General features: G+C 65.0%; 13 protein-coding genes. 12 read left to right on the forward strand and 1 reads right to left on the reverse strand.

The genetic code is table 11. The annotated features are described in order from the left end of the window. The first annotated feature begins 788 nt into the window (after nucleotides 1–788). Both IVA82_RS17685 and dnaE read left to right on the forward strand, forming a co-directional pair. Nucleotides 789–1,514 (forward strand): outer membrane beta-barrel protein, encoded by a 726-nt coding sequence (locus IVA82_RS17685; RefSeq protein ID WP_247389176.1) that lies wholly within the window; start codon nucleotides 789–791, stop codon nucleotides 1,512–1,514. A gap of 475 nt (nucleotides 1,515–1,989) precedes the next feature. Further along, nucleotides 1,990–5,493, forward strand: coding sequence for a DNA polymerase III subunit alpha (gene dnaE, locus IVA82_RS17690; protein ID WP_247389175.1), 3,504 nt, complete (start codon nucleotides 1,990–1,992; stop codon nucleotides 5,491–5,493). 179 nt (nucleotides 5,494–5,672) lie between these two features. On the opposite strand, the gene IVA82_RS17695 is transcribed toward dnaE, so the two are convergent. After that, nucleotides 5,673–5,948: a hypothetical protein gene (locus tag IVA82_RS17695; RefSeq protein ID WP_247389174.1), complete on the reverse strand. Its 276-nt coding sequence runs from the start codon at nucleotides 5,946–5,948 to the stop codon at nucleotides 5,673–5,675. A 469-nt stretch (nucleotides 5,949–6,417) separates the two neighbouring features. Between IVA82_RS17695 and IVA82_RS17700 the strand changes: the two genes are divergently transcribed. The 10 genes from IVA82_RS17700 (at nucleotide 6,418) to bamA (ending at nucleotide 19,202) form a co-directional block, all read left to right on the forward strand. Continuing rightward, nucleotides 6,418–8,673, forward strand: a complete 2,256-nt coding sequence (locus IVA82_RS17700; protein ID WP_247493438.1) for a caspase domain-containing protein — start codon at nucleotides 6,418–6,420, stop codon at nucleotides 8,671–8,673. Nucleotides 8,674–8,884: 211 nt separating this feature from the next. Further along, entirely contained in the window at nucleotides 8,885–9,880 is a 996-nt protein-coding gene (locus tag IVA82_RS17705; RefSeq protein ID WP_247389173.1) for a 30S ribosomal protein S2, read from the forward strand. Between the two features lie 132 nt (nucleotides 9,881–10,012). Further along, nucleotides 10,013–10,936, forward strand: a complete 924-nt coding sequence (tsf, locus tag IVA82_RS17710) for a translation elongation factor Ts (protein WP_247389172.1) — start codon at nucleotides 10,013–10,015, stop codon at nucleotides 10,934–10,936. A 60-nt stretch (nucleotides 10,937–10,996) separates the two neighbouring features. Then, entirely contained in the window at nucleotides 10,997–11,713 is a 717-nt protein-coding gene (pyrH, locus tag IVA82_RS17715; RefSeq protein ID WP_247389171.1) for a UMP kinase, read from the forward strand. Nucleotides 11,714–11,804: 91 nt separating this feature from the next. Continuing rightward, a complete protein-coding gene (gene frr, locus IVA82_RS17720; RefSeq protein WP_247389170.1) occupies nucleotides 11,805–12,368 on the forward strand; it encodes a ribosome recycling factor in 564 nt (187 codons plus the stop codon). A 102-nt stretch (nucleotides 12,369–12,470) separates the two neighbouring features. Then, nucleotides 12,471–13,229, forward strand: coding sequence for an isoprenyl transferase (locus IVA82_RS17725; protein WP_247389169.1), 759 nt, complete (start codon nucleotides 12,471–12,473; stop codon nucleotides 13,227–13,229). After that, the gene (locus tag IVA82_RS17730; protein ID WP_247389168.1) at nucleotides 13,226–14,065 is read left to right on the forward strand and encodes a phosphatidate cytidylyltransferase; all 840 of its coding nucleotides are present in this window, start codon (nucleotides 13,226–13,228) and stop codon (nucleotides 14,063–14,065) included. Before IVA82_RS17725 ends, IVA82_RS17730 begins: the two co-directional genes overlap by 4 nt. 4 nt (nucleotides 14,066–14,069) lie before the next feature. Continuing rightward, complete coding sequence (gene dxr, locus IVA82_RS17735) at nucleotides 14,070–15,293, forward strand: 1-deoxy-D-xylulose-5-phosphate reductoisomerase (RefSeq protein WP_247389167.1); 1,224 nt, start codon at nucleotides 14,070–14,072, stop codon at nucleotides 15,291–15,293. Between the two features lie 44 nt (nucleotides 15,294–15,337). Beyond that, nucleotides 15,338–16,489, forward strand: a complete 1,152-nt coding sequence (gene rseP / locus IVA82_RS17740; protein WP_247389166.1) for an RIP metalloprotease RseP — start codon at nucleotides 15,338–15,340, stop codon at nucleotides 16,487–16,489. Between the two features lie 175 nt (nucleotides 16,490–16,664). Beyond that, on the forward strand, nucleotides 16,665–19,202 hold the full coding sequence (gene bamA, locus IVA82_RS17745; RefSeq protein WP_247389165.1) for an outer membrane protein assembly factor BamA: 2,538 nt from the start codon (nucleotides 16,665–16,667) through the stop codon (nucleotides 19,200–19,202). Nucleotides 19,203–19,247: the final 45 nt, after the last annotated feature.

Raw genomic sequence — 19,247 nt, forward strand, 5'->3', positions numbered from 1 at the left:
GCCAGAGTAGCCCCATCGCCAATTGCCTCAGATCGTTTCTGGCATGCCCAACCGGCAATTTTCGTGCTCTGCGGAGCGCATCCGCGGCATGTCTCACAAGCGGCGAAGGTGCGACAGCGTCGGGTTTGCCGGTGGACATGACGGTTACCTATCGATAGCTAAAAAATGTTCATGGCGGCCGCAGTTTCAAGCTGCCTGATCTTTTCGCGCAGACACTCTCGTTCAGGATCATCTGAAAGCCGAGAGGGCTGCGCCTCAAGACGCTCTTTTGATGCGTCAATATTGCGTAAGTATGCGGCTCGGATCGGTGTTTCATGACAGCTCATTCGCACGGACTTGGCGGCGGATGGGCACAAAAGAAATCTAGCGCTACCGATCGTTGGACGTCTGTTCGCTACCCGACTTGTCGGCAGCATTTTTCCGGTTGCATTGCGCAAGCGGGCGCGATGAGCGCGCGGCGGGCGCGGCCCACTTAGCGCGGTGACGAGCGCGAGCACAAATGTGGCGACAATGGGGGCGGGAAACAGTGCGCGCATTTCGATGCTGCAATCACGCGATTGTGCGCGCGACGTTGTTACGCGCGCATGCTGGGTATGTCGTGTAGTCGGCTATGGAACGCATGAAACTCTTGTTTCAAAGGGTTTCCAGCGCGCGCTGCTAAACGTTCGTTAATGAAGCGCGGGCCTTTGGAGCGGACTGTTGCGTCGAGGTTACAGCAATTCCGTCGATCGCTGGTAAGACGGCGCCACGGCCCGGGGGCCTACTGAAGAAACTGGAACGGGAATCAAATGAACAAGAATCTGTTGCTTGCCGCCGTGAGCCTCGTCGCGCTGAGCGCCGCGGCACCGGCGCTGGCAGCTGACCTCGCCGCACGGCCCTACACCAAGGCGCCGGCGATGGTTGCTGCGATCTATGACTGGAGCGGCTTCTATATCGGCATCAACGGCGGCGGCGCTTCCGCGCGCAGCACCTGGGATGCGGTTGGCTTTGGTCGCGAAGGCTCCCACGATGCGACCGGCGGCACGGTTGGTGGCCAGATCGGCTATCGCTGGCAGTCCGGCCAGTGGGTGTTCGGCGTCGAAGGTCAGGGCAACTGGGCTGACTTCAGCGGCGACAACCTCAGCTCGCTGTTCGCGACCCGTAACCGCTCGAAGATCGACTCGTTCGGTCTGATCACCGGTCAGGTCGGCTACGCCTGGAACAACGTCCTGCTCTACGCCAAGGGCGGTGCTGCGGTGGTCGGTGCCAAGTACGAAGTCTTCGACGCCGCCTCCGGCGCGCTGCTGGGCTCGAACGACCAGACCCGCTGGGGTGGCACTGTCGGTGCCGGCCTCGAGTACGGCTTCGCGCCGAACTGGTCGCTTGGCGTCGAGTACAACCACATCTTCCTGCAGGACAAGGACGTCTCGTTCGCGCTGGTGCCGTCGACCGATCGCATCCGTCAGGACGTCGACATGGGCCTCGTGCGCTTGAACTACAAGTTCGGCCCCGGCCAGATGCTCGGTCGCTACTGAGATCAATCGCTCCATTCGAGCGGTTGACGAAAGCCCCGGCCTTGCGCCGGGGCTTTTTCGTTGTTTGAGCTCAGCAAGTTAACCATCGCGTTGCGAGGTGGCCGAGATTGCTTGACTCCTGAGAACGAAATGAGAACAATGTTCTTCATACGTTCCAGCCAAGGGAGCAAGCCATGTTCAGGATTTTCGTGGAAGAGGCCGCCGCACTGGCGTCGATCACGCTGTTCGTCGGGATGATCGCGATCTGGGCCCAGGTGCTTCCGCAGCTCTAGAGCAGCGGTTTACAAAACCGTTGCTCGGGAACTACTGAGTGCCCGTTGGGGAAAAGCGGGATGACGCGGCCGATCGGCCGCTCCGGCGTGGACTCTGGCGCAGCGACGCCGCACCATTATGAGGCGAGTCGGCCGGGCGAGTGCAGGATGCCTCCGCTGCCGGCAACCGCTCCATCTCATCTGCAAGAGGCCGTCACGCGACCATGCCGAGCGCCGGATTTGTCCACCTTCACGTTCACTCGGCCTATTCGCTGCTCAAGGGCTCGATCAAAATCGCCAAGCTCGCCGAGTTGGCGAAGAAGGACCACCAGCCGGCCCTAGCGCTGACCGACACCGACAACATGTTCGGTGCGCTGGAGTTCTCCGACAAGATGGCGGGCTCCGGCATCCAGCCGATCGTCGGCTGCGAACTCGCGATCGATTTCGGCGACCAGGATCCGAATGCGCGCAACGCGCTTCTGCCGTCGCGTGTGGTGCTGCTGGCAGCGCAGGAGCGCGGCTATCGCAGCCTGATGCGGCTGAACTCGCGCGCGTTCCTGGAGACGCCCGACACCCACGCCTCCCACATCAAGTTTGACTGGCTCGAAGGCGAGACCGAAGGCCTGATCGCACTGACGGGCGGGCCGGACGGGCCGATCTCGCTGGCGCTGCAAGGGGGCCATACCGAGCTTGCGGCCGCGCGCTGCGAGCGCCTCGCCAGCTTGTTCGGCGACCGCCTCTATGTCGAGTTGCAGCGGCACGGCCTCGACAAGGAGCGGCGCATCGAGAGCGGGCTGGTCGACCTCGCCTATGCGAAGGGCCTGCCGCTGGTCGCGACCAACGAGCCGTATTTCGCCGCGGCCGACGACTACGAGGCGCATGACGCGCTGCTCTGCATCGCCGGCGGGCGGCTGATCGCGGAGACCGAGCGCGAGCAGCTCACGCCCGATCACCGCTTCAAGACGCGCTCCGAAATGGCGGTGCTGTTCGCCGACATTCCGGAGGCGCTGGCTTCCACCGTCGAGATCGCCGAGCGCTGCTCGTTCCGTCCGATGACGCGCAAGCCGATCCTGCCGTTCTTCACCGTCGGTGCCGCGTCGAGCTCGGACGCCGCCGCGGTCGAGGCGGCCGAATTGAAGCGGCAGGCGGAGGAGGGGCTCGCCAACCGCCTTCGCGTGCACGGCCTGTCGCAGGGCTCGACGGAGGAGGACTACAACAAGCGCCTGGCGTTCGAGCTCGACGTCATCATGCGCATGAAGTACGCCGGCTACTTCTTGATCGTGTCCGACTTCATCAAATGGGCGAAGGGGCAGGACATCCCGGTCGGACCGGGCCGTGGCTCCGGCGCAGGCTCTGTGGTCGCCTGGGCGTTGACCATCACCGACCTTGACCCGATCAAGTTCGGCCTGCTGTTCGAGCGCTTCCTCAATCCGGAACGCGTCTCGATGCCGGACTTCGACATCGACTTCTGCCAGGACCGCCGCGGCGAGGTGATCCAGTACGTCCAGCAGCGCTATGGCCGCGACCAGGTGGCGCAGATCATCACCTTCGGTACGCTGCAGGCGCGCGGCGTGCTGCGCGACGTTGGCCGCGTGCTGCAGATGCCCTACGGCCAGGTCGACAAGCTGACCAAGCTGGTGCCGCAGAATCCGGCCGCGCCGGTGACGCTGGCCGCCGCAATCGAGAGCGAGCCGAAGCTGCAGGCGTTTCGCGACGAAGACCCGGTGGTGGCGCGCGCCTTCGACATCGCGCAGCGCCTCGAAGGCCTGACGCGGCACGCCTCCACCCACGCGGCCGGCATCGTGATCGGCGATCGCCCCCTGAGCGAACTGGTGCCGCTCTACCGCGATCCCAAATCCGACATGCCGGTGACCCAGTTCAACATGAAATGGGTCGAGCCGGCCGGCCTCGTCAAGTTCGACTTCCTCGGCCTGAAGACGCTGACCGTACTCGACGTCGCGATCAAGCTGCTCAAGCCGCGGGGCATCCACGTCGATCTCGCGACGCTGCCGATCGACGATGCCGAAAGCTACCAGATGCTGGCCCGCGGCGACGTGGTCGGCGTGTTCCAGGTTGAAAGCCAGGGCATGCGGCGGGCGCTGATCGACATGCGCCCCGACCGTTTCGAGGACATCATCGCGTTGGTTGCGCTGTACCGCCCGGGTCCGATGGCGAACATCCCGACCTATTGCGCTCGCAAGCACGGCGACGAGGAGCCGGAATATCTGCATCCCGTGCTGGAGCCGATCCTGAAGGAGACCTTCGGCGTCATCATCTACCAGGAACAGGTGATGCAGATCGCGCAGGTGATGTCGGGCTATTCGCTCGGCGATGCCGACCTGTTGCGGCGCGCCATGGGCAAGAAGATCCGCGCCGAGATGGAGAAGCAGCGCGAGATCTTCGTCGCCGGCGCGGTGAAGAACGGCGTGCCGAAGGGTCAGGCCGACACCATCTTCGAGCTCTTGGCGAAGTTCGCCGACTACGGCTTCAACAAGAGCCACGCGGCGGCCTACGCGCTGGTGTCCTACCACACCGCCTACATGAAGGCGCATTACCCGGTGGAGTTCATCGCGGCGTCGATGACGCTGGATCTCAACAATACCGACAAGCTCTCGGAATTCCGCTCCGAGGCGCAACGCCTCGGCATCAAGCTCGAGCCGCCGAATATCAACCGCTCCGGCGCGACCTTCGAGGTCGGCGACAAGACCATCTACTACGCGCTCGCCGCTTTGAAGGGCGTCGGCATTGCGGCCGTCGAGCAGATCATCGCGGAGCGAACCAAGAATGGCCCGTTCACTTCGCTTGCCGATTTTGCCGCACGCGTCAATCCGCGCGCGATCAACAAGCGCATCATCGAGAGCCTGGCTGCCGCCGGCGCCTTCGACACGCTTGAGCCCAGCCGCGCGCGCGTCTTTGCCGGCGCCGATGCGGTGCTCGCCGCCTGCCAGCGCTCCCATGAAGCTGCGACCATCGGCCAGAACGACATGTTCGGCGGCGCCGCCGACGCGCCGACCATCATGCTGCCGCAGGTCGAGCCGTGGCTGCCGGCCGAGCGGCTGCGGCGCGAATACGACGCGATCGGCTTCTTCCTGTCGGGCCATCCGCTCGACGATTATGCCACCGTCCTGAAGCGGCTGCGGGTGCAGAGCTGGGCGGAGTTTTCGCGCGCGGTAAAGACCGGCGCCACTGCCGGCAAGGTCGCGGCCACCGTGGTGTCGCGCATGGAGCGGCGGACCAAGACCGGCAACAAGATGGGCATCATGGGCCTGTCCGATCCAACTGGCCATTTCGAGGCGGTTCTGTTCTCCGAGGGCCTTGCGCAATATCGCGACGTGCTGGAGCCGGGCGCCGCGGTGCTGCTCCAACTCGGCGCCGAGCTGCAGGGCGAGGACGTTCGCGCCCGCGTGCTGCATGCCGAGCCGCTCGATGACGCCGCCGCCAAGACCCAGAAGGGCCTGCGCATCTTCGTGCGCGATACCAAGCCGCTGGACTCGATCGCCAAGCGTCTCGCCGGACCCGATATGGCGGCCTCGAACGGCGCTGCGGCAAAAGTCAGCAGCGCAGGCGCCGCGCCGCGCTCCAACGGCGACGGCGAGGTCTCGCTGGTGATGATGCTCGATCTCGAGACCGAGGTGGAGATGAAGCTGCCCGGCCGCTTCAAGGTCTCGCCGCAGATCGCGGGCGCCATCAAGGCGGTCGCGGGCGTCGTGGATGTGCAGCAGCTCTAACCGTATTCGCTGCGCGTTGCCGGCTGTCGATCGTCCGATGAAGTAGTCATCATGGATTAGTTGCAACCTTCCGCTGTTTTTGGCTAGCATGCCTCCGGGGAATGATTTGGGGGGCGTTATGCTGCGACTGGGCGTGCTGTTGCTTGCCGTTGGTACCATGCTGGTGGGTGTGTCAGCGATCAGGTCGGAACCGACTTTGCATCGGTATCACGAAAGGTGGGACCTCCGCGCGCAGGGCACTCGCGCATCGTGTTCTTGCAGGACGAGCGGAGCGGCCTGAGCATGGCGTTCTGCGCCTGCGAGGTGAAGCTCGTGGGGCGCCGCTCGGAAAGGTCCTCGCGGGAAAATACGCCTATGCCGATCGTTCGGCCGGCCGTCACGACGTGCTGGTGACCGAGCTGATGTTTCCCGGCGACAGCAAGCGCGAAGTCATGATGGAATCCGGTCGGACGCATTTTACCTCATCAAGAGCAGTGCCAGGCACGATGCTGCGACAGGGGGAGCGATACTCGGCGGCCTGGCCGGGCTTGCGGTCGTTTCCGTCGCGACGGCCGGCGAGGCGAATCCCGGTCCGGCGGAGCTCGTCTCACTCGACGAAGCGACCGCGCGAACGAAGCTCGCCGAGTTGCAGGCCATCGAGTAGAATGCGCATCATTGCCGCGACGCGGCCGTGGAGCAGGGCAGGCTAAGGTCTTGGGCGGATTTTCCGGGTTACGACGGAGGCGGTCGGTGTGATCGCGCCGGGCTGAATGATCTGGCCTGGCCTTGCAGCGCCTTGCGCTCGTGAGGCTGACTTGAAGCTGACGAGGGGAGCGAGCTGGTCATGCCGCCGCCTCAATCCCAGCCTCTCGTTCAACTGCCGTTCAGCCGGCTGCGCGTTTCATGCGTGGTGGCACCTCAACAATAGAACTGGGCAAGCAAGCCATGCGTGGGACTTACAAGGCTTTCCTCTGCTTCCTCTTGCCGATCCTGCTTCTTGCCGCAGGCGCGCTCGCGCCGGCGCGCGCCCAGCAGCAGGAAAAGCGCATCGCGCTCGTGGTCGGCAACGGCGCCTATGCCAAGTCCGCGCTGGCGACGACGGCGAACGATGCCGGCCTGATCGCGCAGACGCTGCAGGCGGCGGGCTTCGACGTGGTCGGAGCACGCGATCTCGACGGCGACACGCTGCGCAAGAGTTTTCGCGATTTCATCCAGAAGGCGCAGGCCTCGGGCCCGGGCACCGTCGCGATGATCTATATGGCCGGCTACGGCATCCAGCTCGCCGGCGAGAACTATTTCATCCCGGTTGATTCCAACATCGCGCGCGACACCGACGTTCCGACCGAAGGCTTGCGCGTCAGCGATTATCTCCGCCAGCTCGCCGCCCTTCCGCTCAAGGCCAACATCGTCGTGCTCGATGCGGCGCGCGCGCAGCCCTTCATCGAGGGCGGCCAGCAGATCGCGAGCGGGCTGGCGCTGGTCGAGCCCGACGCGAATATGCTGATCGCCTTCAACGCGGCGCCCGGCACCGTCGCGCCTGAAGAGCCCGGACCTTACGGCATCTATGCGCAGTCGCTGGCCGAGATGATCCGCACCGGCGGCCTATCGTTGCCGCAGGTGTTCGACCGCGTTCGCCTGCGCGTCAACGAGGCCAGCAAGGGCGCGCAGGTGCCCTGGAACGAGCAGAAGGTCACCGCGCAATTCTCATTCTTCGAGCGCGGGCCCGATGCGCCGCCGCCGCAGTCCACGCCGGACCAGGTCGCGGCGATCCGCAACAAGCCGATCCGGGATCTCGGCGCGCAGGATGCCTATGCGGCCGCGCTCGAGCGCGACACGCTGCCGGTCTACGAAGAGTTTCTCGCCGCCTATCCGAATGATCCCCTGTCGAAGCGCGTCATGGCGATCGTTGCGGCGCGGCGCGAGGCGATCACCTGGCGGCGGACCTATCGGAACGACACGCCGGAGGCCTATTGGTCGTATCTGCGCCGCTATCCGCGCGGTCCGCATGCGGCCGACGCGCACCGGCGTCTCGCGATCCTGACCGCGCCGGTCGAGCCGCCACCGAGCTTTGCGATGATCGACTATGACGTGCCGCCGCCGCCGCCGGAGGAGGTCGTCTATGTCGACCGTCCCGTGCTTCTGTTCGGCGATCCCGTGTTCGACTTCGCACCGCCGCCGCCGCCGCCAGTGTACTATCTGCCGCCGCCGCCGCCGGACTTCATCGTGCTGCCGCCGCCGCTGCCCGTGGATGGCCTGTTCGTGCTTCCGCAGCCGGTGTTCGTGCCGATCCCGGTGTTCGTCAGGCCGCCGCTCTATGTCGCGCCGCCGCCGAACAACATCATCTATCAGAACATCCATAATACGACGGTCATCAACACCGTGATCAACCGGCCGCCGGCACCGCCGGCAGGGCCGGGCCCCGGACCGGGCAATCTGGCCCCGGCCGTCGCCGGCCGCGCCAACCCGGTAGGTCCGGCGGTGCCGCAGGCAGTGGTGCAGCGTGCCGCCCTGATCCAGCAGGGCAAGGCGCCGATGCCACCGAGCGCCGCGATCAATCCGGCGGCGCGGCCCGCGACGCCGGCTGCCGTCGCACCCGGCGCGCCGATGCCGGGCCAACAGAAGCTGCCGCAGGCCCACACGCTGCCAGCGCCCGGTACGCTGGCACCTCCAGGGGTAGGGCCGACGCCGCCTTCGGCCGCAGCTCCGAATGGCAAGCCGGCCCCGACGGCAACCGCGCCTGCGGCCAACGCGCCGCCGGCGCAGGCCAACGCGCCCGCAGCGGCTCCTGCGCCAGGGCAGCCGAACGCGCACGCACTTCCGGTTCCCGGTGCGCATGGAACGCCGCCGGTGCCCGGTCGAACCGGTCCGCCGCCGTCCCCGGCCCAGACGTCTGGTGGTCAGGCTCCCGGTGGCCAAGCTCCTGGCGGCAAGCCCGCGCCAATTGCGCCGGCACCGACCGCTGCGGCGCCAGCCACCGCAACGCCGCCGACCCCTGGCAGGCTGCCTGGACCAGGCCACGCCGTCGCGCCGCCTCCAGCGTCTGCGACCGCCAAGCCGGCCGTGAGCTCGGTCAAACCGTCGACTCCTCCGCCGCCACCGCCAGTGGCGCGGCAGCAGGTGAGGCCCGAACCACCGCGCGCCGCACCGCCGCCGCCGGCCCCCGCGGCCAAGAAATGCCCGCCTAACCAGCCCAAGTGCTAGGCCACCGGGCGGTATTCGCGGAATGGGCCTTTTGCGGGCGACAAACGCCCCCGAAAGGCCCCTTATTTCCTTGCTTCTGGCCGAAATCGCGCTATACACCGCGCCATCTCACACGGAAGCATGGCTCACAAGGCCGTCCGGTGGCAGCCGGGGCGACAACGCTCCGTTTTGCTCACACGCTTCCGGAGGAACCAACCGGAGAATTAGAACGATGGCACTACCCGATTTCACTATGCGTCAGCTGCTCGAAGCTGGCGTGCACTTTGGTCACCAGTCTCACCGCTGGAATCCGAAAATGGCGCCGTTCATTTTCGGCAGCCGCAACAACATCCACATCGTCGATCTCGCCCAGACCGTGCCGTTGCTGCATCACGCCTTGCAGGCGGTCAGCGACACCGTCGCCAAGGGCGGCCGTATTCTGTTCGTCGGCACCAAGCGCCAGGCGCAGGACGGTGTTGCCGACGCGGCCAAGCGCTGCGCGCAGTACTTCGTCAATTCGCGCTGGCTCGGCGGTACGCTGACCAACTGGAAGACGATCTCGGCCTCGATCAAGCGCTTGCGCCACCTCGACGAGGTGCTGGCCGGCGGCGATGCCAACGCCTACACCAAGAAGGAGCGCCTGACGCTTCAGCGCGAGCGCGACAAGCTCGACCGCTCGCTCGGCGGCATCAAGGACATGGGCGGTCTGCCCGACCTGATCTTCGTGATCGACACCAACAAGGAAGACATCGCGATCCAGGAAGCCCAGCGGCTCAACATCCCGGTCGCCGCGATCGTCGACACCAATTCGGACCCGAAGGGCATCACCTATGTGGTGCCGGGCAATGACGACGCCGGCCGCGCGATCGCGCTGTATTGCGATCTCATCGCGCGCGCGGCGATCGACGGCATCGGGCGTGCCCAGGGCGATTCCGGCATCGACGTCGGCGCGTCGGCCGAGCCGGTCGTCGCCGAAGAGCTGCCGCCCGCATCGAGCGGCTTCCAGGGCCTTGCCGGTCCGCGTGGCACCGCCGACGACCTCAAGAAGCTCCCGGGCGTGTCGGGTGCGATCGAGAAGAAGTTCAACGACCTCGGCATCTTCCACTTCTGGCAGCTCGCCGAGCTCGACCACGACACCGCCCACAAGATCGGCGAAGAAGTCGGACTGCCGAGCCGTGCGGACGCCTGGGTGGCCAAGGCCAAGGCGCTGACCGCGGAAGCGGAATAGTCAAAAGCAGCGACGGGTTGGCCGGACACGATCCGGCCACCATTTCAGTTGACGCGAATTCCTGAGATGGACCGCGGCGGGCGCTTCGATGCCACGCCGCGGCAAACCGGCAGGCAAAAAGGATTTTCAACGATGGCAACGATCACAGCGGCGATGGTCAAGGACCTGCGCGAATCCACCGGCGCGGGCATGATGGACTGCAAGGCTGCGCTCACCGAGACCAGCGGCGATATGGAATCGGCGCAGGATTGGCTGCGCAAGAAGGGCCTGTCCAAGGCCGCCAAGAAGTCGGGCCGCGTCGCGGCCGAGGGCCTGATCGGCGCGCTCACCAAGGGCAGCAAGGGCGTCGTGGTCGAGGTCAACTCCGAGACCGACTTCGTCGCGCGCAACGGCCAGTTCCAGGGCCTGGTCAAGATGATCGCCCAGGTCGCGTTCGACGTCGGTGCCGATGTCGAGAAGATCAAGGCCGCCAAGGTCGGCGACGTCACGGTGGAAACCGACATCAATGACGCGATCGCCACCATCGGCGAGAACATGACGCTGCGCCGCGCCGCTTCGCTCGAAGTGAGCCAGGGCGTGGTGTCGAGCTACGTTCACGGCGCGGTCATCGACGGCGCCGGCAAGATGGGCGTGATCGTCGCGCTGGAATCGCCCGGCAAGGCCGACGAGCTCGCAGCGCTCGGCCGCCAGATCGCGATGCATGTCGCGGCCGCCAACCCGCTCGCGCTCGATCCGTCCGGCCTCGATCCGGCCGTCGTCAAGCGCGAAAAGGACGTGCTCGCGGACAAGTATCGCCAGCAGGGCAAGCCGGAGAACGTGATCGAGAAGATCGTCGAGTCCGGCCTCAAGACCTATTACAAGGAAGTCTGCCTGCTCGAGCAGGCCTTCATCCACGACACCGGCAAGTCGGTGGCGCAGGCGCTGAAGGAGGCTGAGGGCAAGGTCGGCGGCCCCGTGAAGATCGCGGGCTTCGTGCGCTATGCTCTCGGCGAGGGAATCGAGAAGCAGGAAAACGACTTCGCGGCCGAAGTCGCCGCCGCCAGCGGCAAGAAGTAAGCGCCGGAAACTTCCTTCCGGCGTGCCGCCGGAAGCGGCGCCCGGACGAGGAAAGTGCTCATGACTGATCCGGTCTATCGTCGCGTCGTGATCAAGCTGTCCGGCGAATATCTCGCGGGACAGCAGGGTTTTGGCATCGATCAGCCGACCATCGACCGGGTCGCGGATGATCTGATCGCCGCCCGTCATCTCGGCACCGAGGTGGCTGTCGTGATCGGCGGCGGCAATATCGTGCGCGGCGTCGAGGTCTCCTCCCGTGGCGTGTCGCGCCCGACCGGCGACACCATGGGCATGCTCGCCACCATAATGAACTGCCTCGCGCTGGAGTCGGCGATCGAGCGCAAAGGCACGCCGGCGCGGACGCTGTCGGCTTTCGTCATGCCCGAGATTTCCGAACTGTTCACCCGCGCGGCGGCACACAAATACCTCGCCGAGGGCCGAATCGTGCTGCTCGGTGGCGGGACCGGCAATCCGTTCTTCACCACCGACACGACTGCGGTGCTGCGCGCCGCAGAGATCGGCGCCCAGGCGGTGCTCAAGGCGACCAATGTCGATGGCGTCTACTCGGCCGACCCGAAGAAGGATCCGACCGCCAAGAGGTTCGACCGGCTGACGCATTCGCAGGCCATCGAAGGGGACTACAAGGTGATGGATGCGACCGCCTTTGCGCTTGCCCGCGAGACGTCGCTGCCTATCATCGTGTTCTCGATCGCGGAGCCGGGTTCGATCGGCGCGATTCTGCGTGGCGGCGGCCACGGAACCATCGTCGCCGGCTGACGGCTCATCGGTCGCGCCTTGAGGGAAGGGCGCGGAGACGTCGCCGGAATTTTGGCCGGGGTTCTGGCCGGGATTATGAAGGAGAAACGTGATGCCCACGGGTAATTTCGACATGAACGAACTGAAGCGCCGCATGCAGGGCGCCATCCAGTCCCTCAAGCACGAACTCGGTGGCTTGCGCACGGGACGCGCGTCGGCATCGATGCTGGACCCGGTCCAGGTCGAGGCTTACGGCAGCCACATGCCGCTCAACCAGCTTGCCACCGTCAGCGTGCCGGAGCCGCGGCTGATCTCGGTCCAGGTCTGGGATAAGTCGATGGTCAAGGCGGTCGAAAAGGCAATCGTCGATTCCAATCTCGGCCTGTCACCCGCGACTGAGGGACAGGTGCTGCGCCTACGCATTCCCGAGCTCAACGAGGAGCGGCGCAAGGAGTTGGTCAAAGTCGCGCACAAATACGCCGAAGCTGCCAAGGTCGCCGCGCGCCATGTCCGCCGCGACGGCCTCGATGTTTTGAAGAAGCTCGAAAAGAACCACGAGATGTCCGAGGACGACCAGGAGCGTCTCGCCGGCGACGTGCAGAAGGCGACCGACAGCACCATCGTCGAGATCGACCAGTTGCTGGCCGCCAAGGAAAAAGAAATCCTCACCGTCTGAAGCGCGATGAAGTGTTCATCGCGCTTCAGGTTAATTGTTCGCGCATGATCTTTTCGGAGAATCGCTTCGCACTTTTCCGGGTCATGCTTTAGGGCCGCCTTTATGTCCAACGCCGCCGCGCCCGCTACGGAGGGACCCGACCGGTCCGACGCGCCTGCGCATGTCGCCATCATCATGGATGGCAATGGGCGTTGGGCAGCCGCGCGCGGCCTGCCGCGGGCCGAAGGCCATCGCCGCGGCGTTGCGGCCCTGCGCCGCGTGGTTCGCGCCTCGCACGAGCTCGGCATCCGTTACCTCACCATCTTCTCCTTCAGCTCCGAGAACTGGTCGCGCCCGGCGAGCGAGATCGGCGATCTCTTCGGCCTGCTGCGGCGCTTCATCCGCAACGACCTTGCGAGCCTGCATCGCGATGGCGTCAAAGTGCGCATCATCGGCGAGCGGGACGGGCTCGAGGGCGACATCCGCGGGCTCCTGAACGAGGCCGAGGAGCTGACACGCGGCAACACGCGCCTCACGCTCGTCGTCGCCTTCAACTACGGCTCGCGGCAGGAGATCGCGAAGGCGGCGCAGAAGCTCGCGCGCGAGGTCGCCGAGGGCAGGCGCGATCCTGGCACGATTGACGCTGAGACGCTCGGGGCCCATCTCGATGCGCCCGAGATCCCAGATCCCGACCTCATCATCCGCACCTCGGGCGAGCAGCGCCTGTCCAACTTCCTGATGTGGCAGGCCGCCTATAGCGAGCTCGTGTTCGTGCCGATCCACTGGCCCGATTTCGACAAGGCGGCGCTGGAAGGTGCGATCGCCGAATTTGCCAGGCGCGAACGCCGTTTCGGCGGCCTCGTCGCGAAAACCGCATCGTGAGCGATCCCGACGCCGCACCGGCGGGCGCTGCGCCGGCCAGCAATCTCGTGATGCGAGTTCTCGCGGCGGTCGTGCTGGCGCCGCTCGCCATTGCGCTTGCTTATGCGGGCGGCTGGCTTTGGGCGTTTCTGGTGACCCTGGTGTCGATCGGCCTGTTCGCGGAATGGCTGATGGTGGTGGGCGCGGGCTCGGCCGCGCTGACCGCGTCCGGGACGATCGTCCTGGCCATCATGGGGTTCTGCATCGCCTTCGGTGCGCTCAAGACTGCCGTGATCACCGGGCTTGTTGGTGGCGCGATCGTTGCGGCGGTTGCGCGGGGCAAGTTTGTCTGGGCCGCCTCGGGCTTTGCCTATGCATCGGCTGCGCTGCTCGCCTCGATCCTGGTGCGGCAGGACCCCGTGCACGGCTTCGCCGCGTTGATGTTCGTGCTGCTCGTGGTATGGGCCACCGATATCGGCGGTTATTTCGCCGGCCGCGGCATTGGCGGGCCGAAGCTTTGGCCGCGCGTAAGCCCGAAGAAGACCTGGGCCGGCGCGTTCGGCGGCTTTGCGGCGAGCCTTGCGGTGGCGGCCGGCTTTGCCGCCTGCGGGCTCGGAAAGGCAATTCCACTGCTGCTTCTCAGCGCCATCCTGTCGGTGGTCTCACAAGCTGGCGATCTCTTCGAATCCGGGGTGAAGCGGCGCTTCGATGTCAAGGATTCCAGTCACTTAATTCCCGGCCATGGCGGGCTTATGGATCGCCTGGACGGATTTGTCGTCGCCATCCTGGTGGCATGGATTATCGGCTTCCTCCGCCATGGTGTGCATAGCGCCGGAAGCGGTCTTATGGTTTGGTGAGAATATGAGCGCGGTCCCATTGCGTAATAACAAGGCTGCGGCGTCTAGCGTCCGTAGCGTCACGGTTCTCGGCGCCACCGGCTCGATCGGCGACAGCACGATGGACCTGCTGCGCGCTTCTCCCGAGCGCTACCGCGTCGAGGCGTTGACGGCGAACGGCAATGTCGAAGCGCTGGCAAATCTCGCGAAAGAATTTTCCGCGCGCTTCGTCGCGATCGCCGATACCTCCAAGCTCGCCGAACTCAAGGCCGCGCTTGCGGGAACGAGCACCGAATGCGGCGCCGGCGAAAGCGCGGTGATCGAGGCCGGCGCGCGGCCGGCCGACTGGGTGATGGCCGCGGTCAGCGGCGCGGCCGGACTGAAGCCGGCATTGGCCGCGGTCGATCGTGGCGCGCACGTCGCGCTGGCCAACAAGGAGTGCCTAGTCTGCGCCGGCGACTTCTTCATGCAGCGCGCGGCGAAGGCGGGCGCCTGCATCCTGCCGGCCGATTCCGAGCACAATGCTCTGTTTCAGGCGCTCAGCTCAGGCAATCGCGACGAACTGGTCCGCGTCATCATCACCGCCTCGGGCGGACCGTTCCGGACGTGGAAGAGCGCAGATATCGAGCAGGCCACGCTCGCCCAGGCGCTGAAGCATCCGAACTGGAGCATGGGCCAGAAGATTACGATCGATTCCGCCTCGATGATGAACAAGGGGCTCGAGGTGATCGAGGCGTCCTATCTGTTCGCGCTGACGCCGGACGAGATCGACGTGCTGGTTCATCCGCAGTCAATCATCCATGGCATGGTCGAATTTTCCGACCGTTCGGTCGTGGCTCAGCTCGGCGCGCCCGACATGCGTACGCCCATCGCGCACTGCCTCGGCTGGCCCGACCGCATCAACGGGCCTGCGGCCAAGCTCGATCTGGCCAAGATCGGCCAATTGACCTTCGAGGCGCCGGATTTCGAGCGATTCCCGGGGCTCCGCCTGGCCTACGATGCGCTTCGGACCGGGAAGGGAGCGACCACCGTCTACAACGCCGCCAACGAGGTCGCGGTCGCCGCCTTCATCGCCGACCAGATACGATTCGGCGCGATTGCGCGGCTGGTGGAGGCGACGCTGGACGACTGGATCCGCACCGGGAACCAGGCGCCGCTGACCTCGGCCGACGACGCCATTTCTGTTGACCATGTTGCGCGAAATAGAGCTGCCGCCCTATTGCCTCAAATTGCCTTAAAGGCATCCTAGGTGGTTCGGGGCCAGGGCCTTGCGGCGCTGGATGAGGGATATCGATGTTTGACTTTTTCTTCCATAGTTTCAATACGTTGAGCCATGGGCTCATCGGCTACGCGGTTCCCTTCCTGTTCGTCCTGACCATCGTCGTGTTCTTCCACGAGCTCGGCCATTTTCTGGTCGCGCGCTGGGCGGGCGTTCGAGTGTTAACCTTTTCTCTCGGCTTCGGCCCTGAACTGGCCGGTTTCAACGACCGCCACGGCACCCGTTGGAAGATCTCGGCGATCCCGCTCGGCGGCTACGTCAAGTTTTTCGGTGACGAGAGCGAGGCGTCGACGCCATCTCCCGAGGCGCTCGCGGCCATGACCGCCGAGGAGCGGGCCGGTAGCTTCCACCACAAGAAGGTCGGCCCGCGCGCCGCCATCGTCGCCGCCGGTCCGATCGCCAATTTCATCCTCGGCGCGCTGATCTTCGCCGGCATGGCGCTGTACTACGGCAAGCCGAGCACGATCGCGCGCGTGGACGGCGTTGTCGCCGATGGCGTTGCCGCCACGGCCGGTTTCAAGGTCGGAGACGTTGTCGTGCAGATCGACGGCAAGCCGATCGAGAGCTTTGCCGACATGCAGCGAATCGTTGCGATGAACGCTGGTTCGGCGCTTACCTTCCAGGTGAAACGGGACGGCGCGGTGGTTTCGCTGACGGCGACGCCGGCGCTGCTGGAGCGCAAGGACCCGTTCGGCAACAGCCATCGCCTCGGCGTGCTCGGCGTCGAGCACAAGTCCCAGGCCGGCGAGGCCTCGACCGCGCCAGTCGGCGTCGGCGAGGCGTTGAAGATTGGGGGCGAGCAGGTCTGGTTCATCATCACCAGCACCTTCAAGTTCCTCGGCTCGCTGTTCGTGGGAACGGGCAATCCCAACGAGGTCAGCGGCGTCCTCGGCATCGCAAAGATGTCGGGGCAGGCGGCCAGCGCCGGGTTCCAGTTCGTGATCAATCTCTGCGCGGTGCTGTCGGTCTCGATCGGGCTGTTGAATCTGTTCCCGATCCCGCTGCTCGATGGCGGTCACCTTATGTTCTATGCAGCCGAAGTGGTTCGGGGCCGGCCCCTGTCCGAGCGGACGCAGGAGATGGGGTTCCGAATCGGACTGGGTCTGGTGCTGATGCTGATGGTGTTCGCAACCTACAACGATATCTTGCGAATGGCGGCGTCCTGATACGGCTTTTTTGTGACGTTGCTGATCAGCAACGTCTTGGATTGAAATTGAAATTACGGCGCGCTCAACCGTTTGCGACGTCGGGGAAATTGGCTACAAGCGGCTTGAACTTTGGGGAATCTCCAGACTGGCTTTGGGGTTGGGTCTGGTACGGAATGATAAGGGCGCGTTGCGCATGAAGTTTGGTCTGCGACTCCGGGGCGGCTTGCTTGCCACCCTGATCATGTTCGGCGCGCCGGTGGTTGCCCCGATTGGGGCTGTTTTTGTGTCTTCGTCTGCGCTCGCTCAGACCGTTCAGTCGATTTCGGTCGAGGGAAATCGCCGTGTCGAGGTGGAGACCATCCGCTCCTATTTCAACCCGGGCCCGGGTGGCCGCCTTGATCAGGGCGCGATCGATGACGGCCTGAAGCGGCTGATCGAGACCGGCCTGTTCCAGGACGTGAGGATCAATCGCGGCGCCGGCGGCCAGATCATCGTCTCCGTGGTGGAAAACCCGGTGATCGGGCGTATTGCCTTCGAGGGCAACAAGAAGATCAAGGACGAGCAGCTTACGGCTGAAATCCAGTCGAAGGCGCGCGGCACCTTCTCCCGCGCCATGGTGCAGTCCGACACGCTGCGAATTGCCGAAATCTATCGCCGCTCGGGCCGCTACGACGTGCGCGTCACGCCCGAGATCATCGAGCAGCCGAACAACCGCGTCGATCTCGTCTTCACGGTCGAGGAGGGCGCCAAGACCGGCGTCAAGTCGATCGACTTCATCGGCAACAATGCGTTCTCGTCCTACCGGCTCAGGGACGTCATCAAGACGCATGAAACGAATTTGCTGAGCTTCCTCGGCAGCGGCGACGTCTACGATCCGGATCGGGTCGAGGCCGACCGCGACTTGCTCCGCCGATTCTATCTCAAGAACGGCTTCGCCGACGTTCAGGTCGTGGCCGCGCTCACCGAATATGACCCGGAGAAAAAGGGCTTCCTCGTCACCTTCAAGATCGAGGAGGGACAGCAATACCGTGTCGGCGCGGTCGACTTCCGCTCCAGCATTCCGAACTTCGATCCCACGTCGATGCGCGCCTATTCGCGCGTCCACGCCGGTTCGCTCTACAACGTCGAATCGGTCGAGAAATCGGTCGAGGAGATGCAGATCGAGGCCTCGCGGCGCGGCTATGCCTTCGCCGTGGTTCGTCCCGGTGGTGACCGCAATTTCGAAGCCCATACCGTGACGGTGGTCTTCAATATCGACGAGGGCCCGCGCACCTATATCGAGCGCATCAACATCCGCGGCAACACCCGCACGCGCGATTACGTGATCCGGCGCGAATTCGACATCTCCGAGGGCGACGCCTACAACCGCGCGCTGGTCGACCGTGCCGAGCGGCGCCTGAAGAATCTGGACTACTTCAAGACCGTGAAGATCACGACGGAGCCGGGCTCCTCCAGCGACCGCGTGGTTCTGGTCGTCGATCTCGACGAGAAGTCGACCGGCGACTTCTCGGTTTCGGGCGGCTACTCCACCACCGACGGTGCGCTCGCCGAAGTCTCGATCTCCGAACGCAACCTGCTGGGCCGCGGCCTGTTCGCCAAGGCCTCGGTGACCTACGGCCAGTATGCGCGCGGCTATTCGCTGTCGTTCGTCGAGCCGTATTTGCTCGACTACCGGGTCGCGCTGGGCCTCGACCTCTATCAGCGCCAGCAGCTGTCCAACAGCTACATCTCGTACGGTACCAAGACGCTGGGCTTCAGCCCGCGCCTCGGCTTCAGCCTGCGTGAAGATCTGGCGCTCCAGCTGCGCTACTCGGTCTACCAGCAGGAAATCACGCTGCCGAGCTATCTGGCGAACTGTAACAACGTTGTCGGCTCGTCGGCATTCAATCCGAGCCCGGCTTTCTCGGCGGCGAGTGGTATTCCGCTGGATCCCTCGACCAACGGCCTCGGCTGCTACAGTGACGGCGAAGCCTCGCTGCCGGTGCGCAGGGAACTTGCGAACGGCAAGACGCTGACCTCGGCGCTCGGCTACACGCTGACCTACAACACCCTGGACAACAACAAGAACCCCACCGACGGTCTGCTCGTCGATTTCCGGCAGGATTTTGCCGGCGTCGGCGGCGACGTGTCCTACCTGAAGTCCGTTGTCGATGCGAAGTACTACGCTCCGCTGGTCGCGGACGTTGTCGGCCTGGTCCATTTGCAGACCGGCATCCTGAACAAGATCGGCAGCGATGACCTGCGCATGCTCGACCATTTCCAGATGGGCCCGAACCTGGTCCGCGGCTTTGCTCCGAACGGCATCGGTCCGCGGGATCTGAATCCCTACGGCTCGCGGGACGCGCTGGGCGGCACCAAATATTGGGGCGCTTCGCTCGAATTGCAGATGCCGTTCTGGTTCCTGCCGAAGGAAGTGGGTCTGAAGGGTGCGGTCTACGCCGACGCCGGTGGTCTCTACGACTATCAGGGACCGACGACGTGGTCGGTGACCAACGAAATGACCACGACCAGGAACTCGACTTGTACGCCGTCGACCGTCAACCCGGCCTCGCCTGGAACGTGTACCGGCCTGGTGTATGACAACGGCAATGTCGTCCGCTCGTCAGTTGGTGTCGGCCTGATCTGGCAGTCGCCATTCGGACCGCTGCGCTTCGACTACGCCGTGCCGCTCACCAAGGGCAAGAACGACCGTACGCAGGAATTCCGGTTCGGCGGCGGCACCAGCTTCTAATTCGAGCAGCAGGCACGATCCGAATCAGGGAAGCCGGTTTCCGAA

This window comes from Bradyrhizobium sp. 142 (assembly GCF_023074015.1).
Lineage (GTDB): Bacteria > Pseudomonadota > Alphaproteobacteria > Rhizobiales > Xanthobacteraceae > Bradyrhizobium.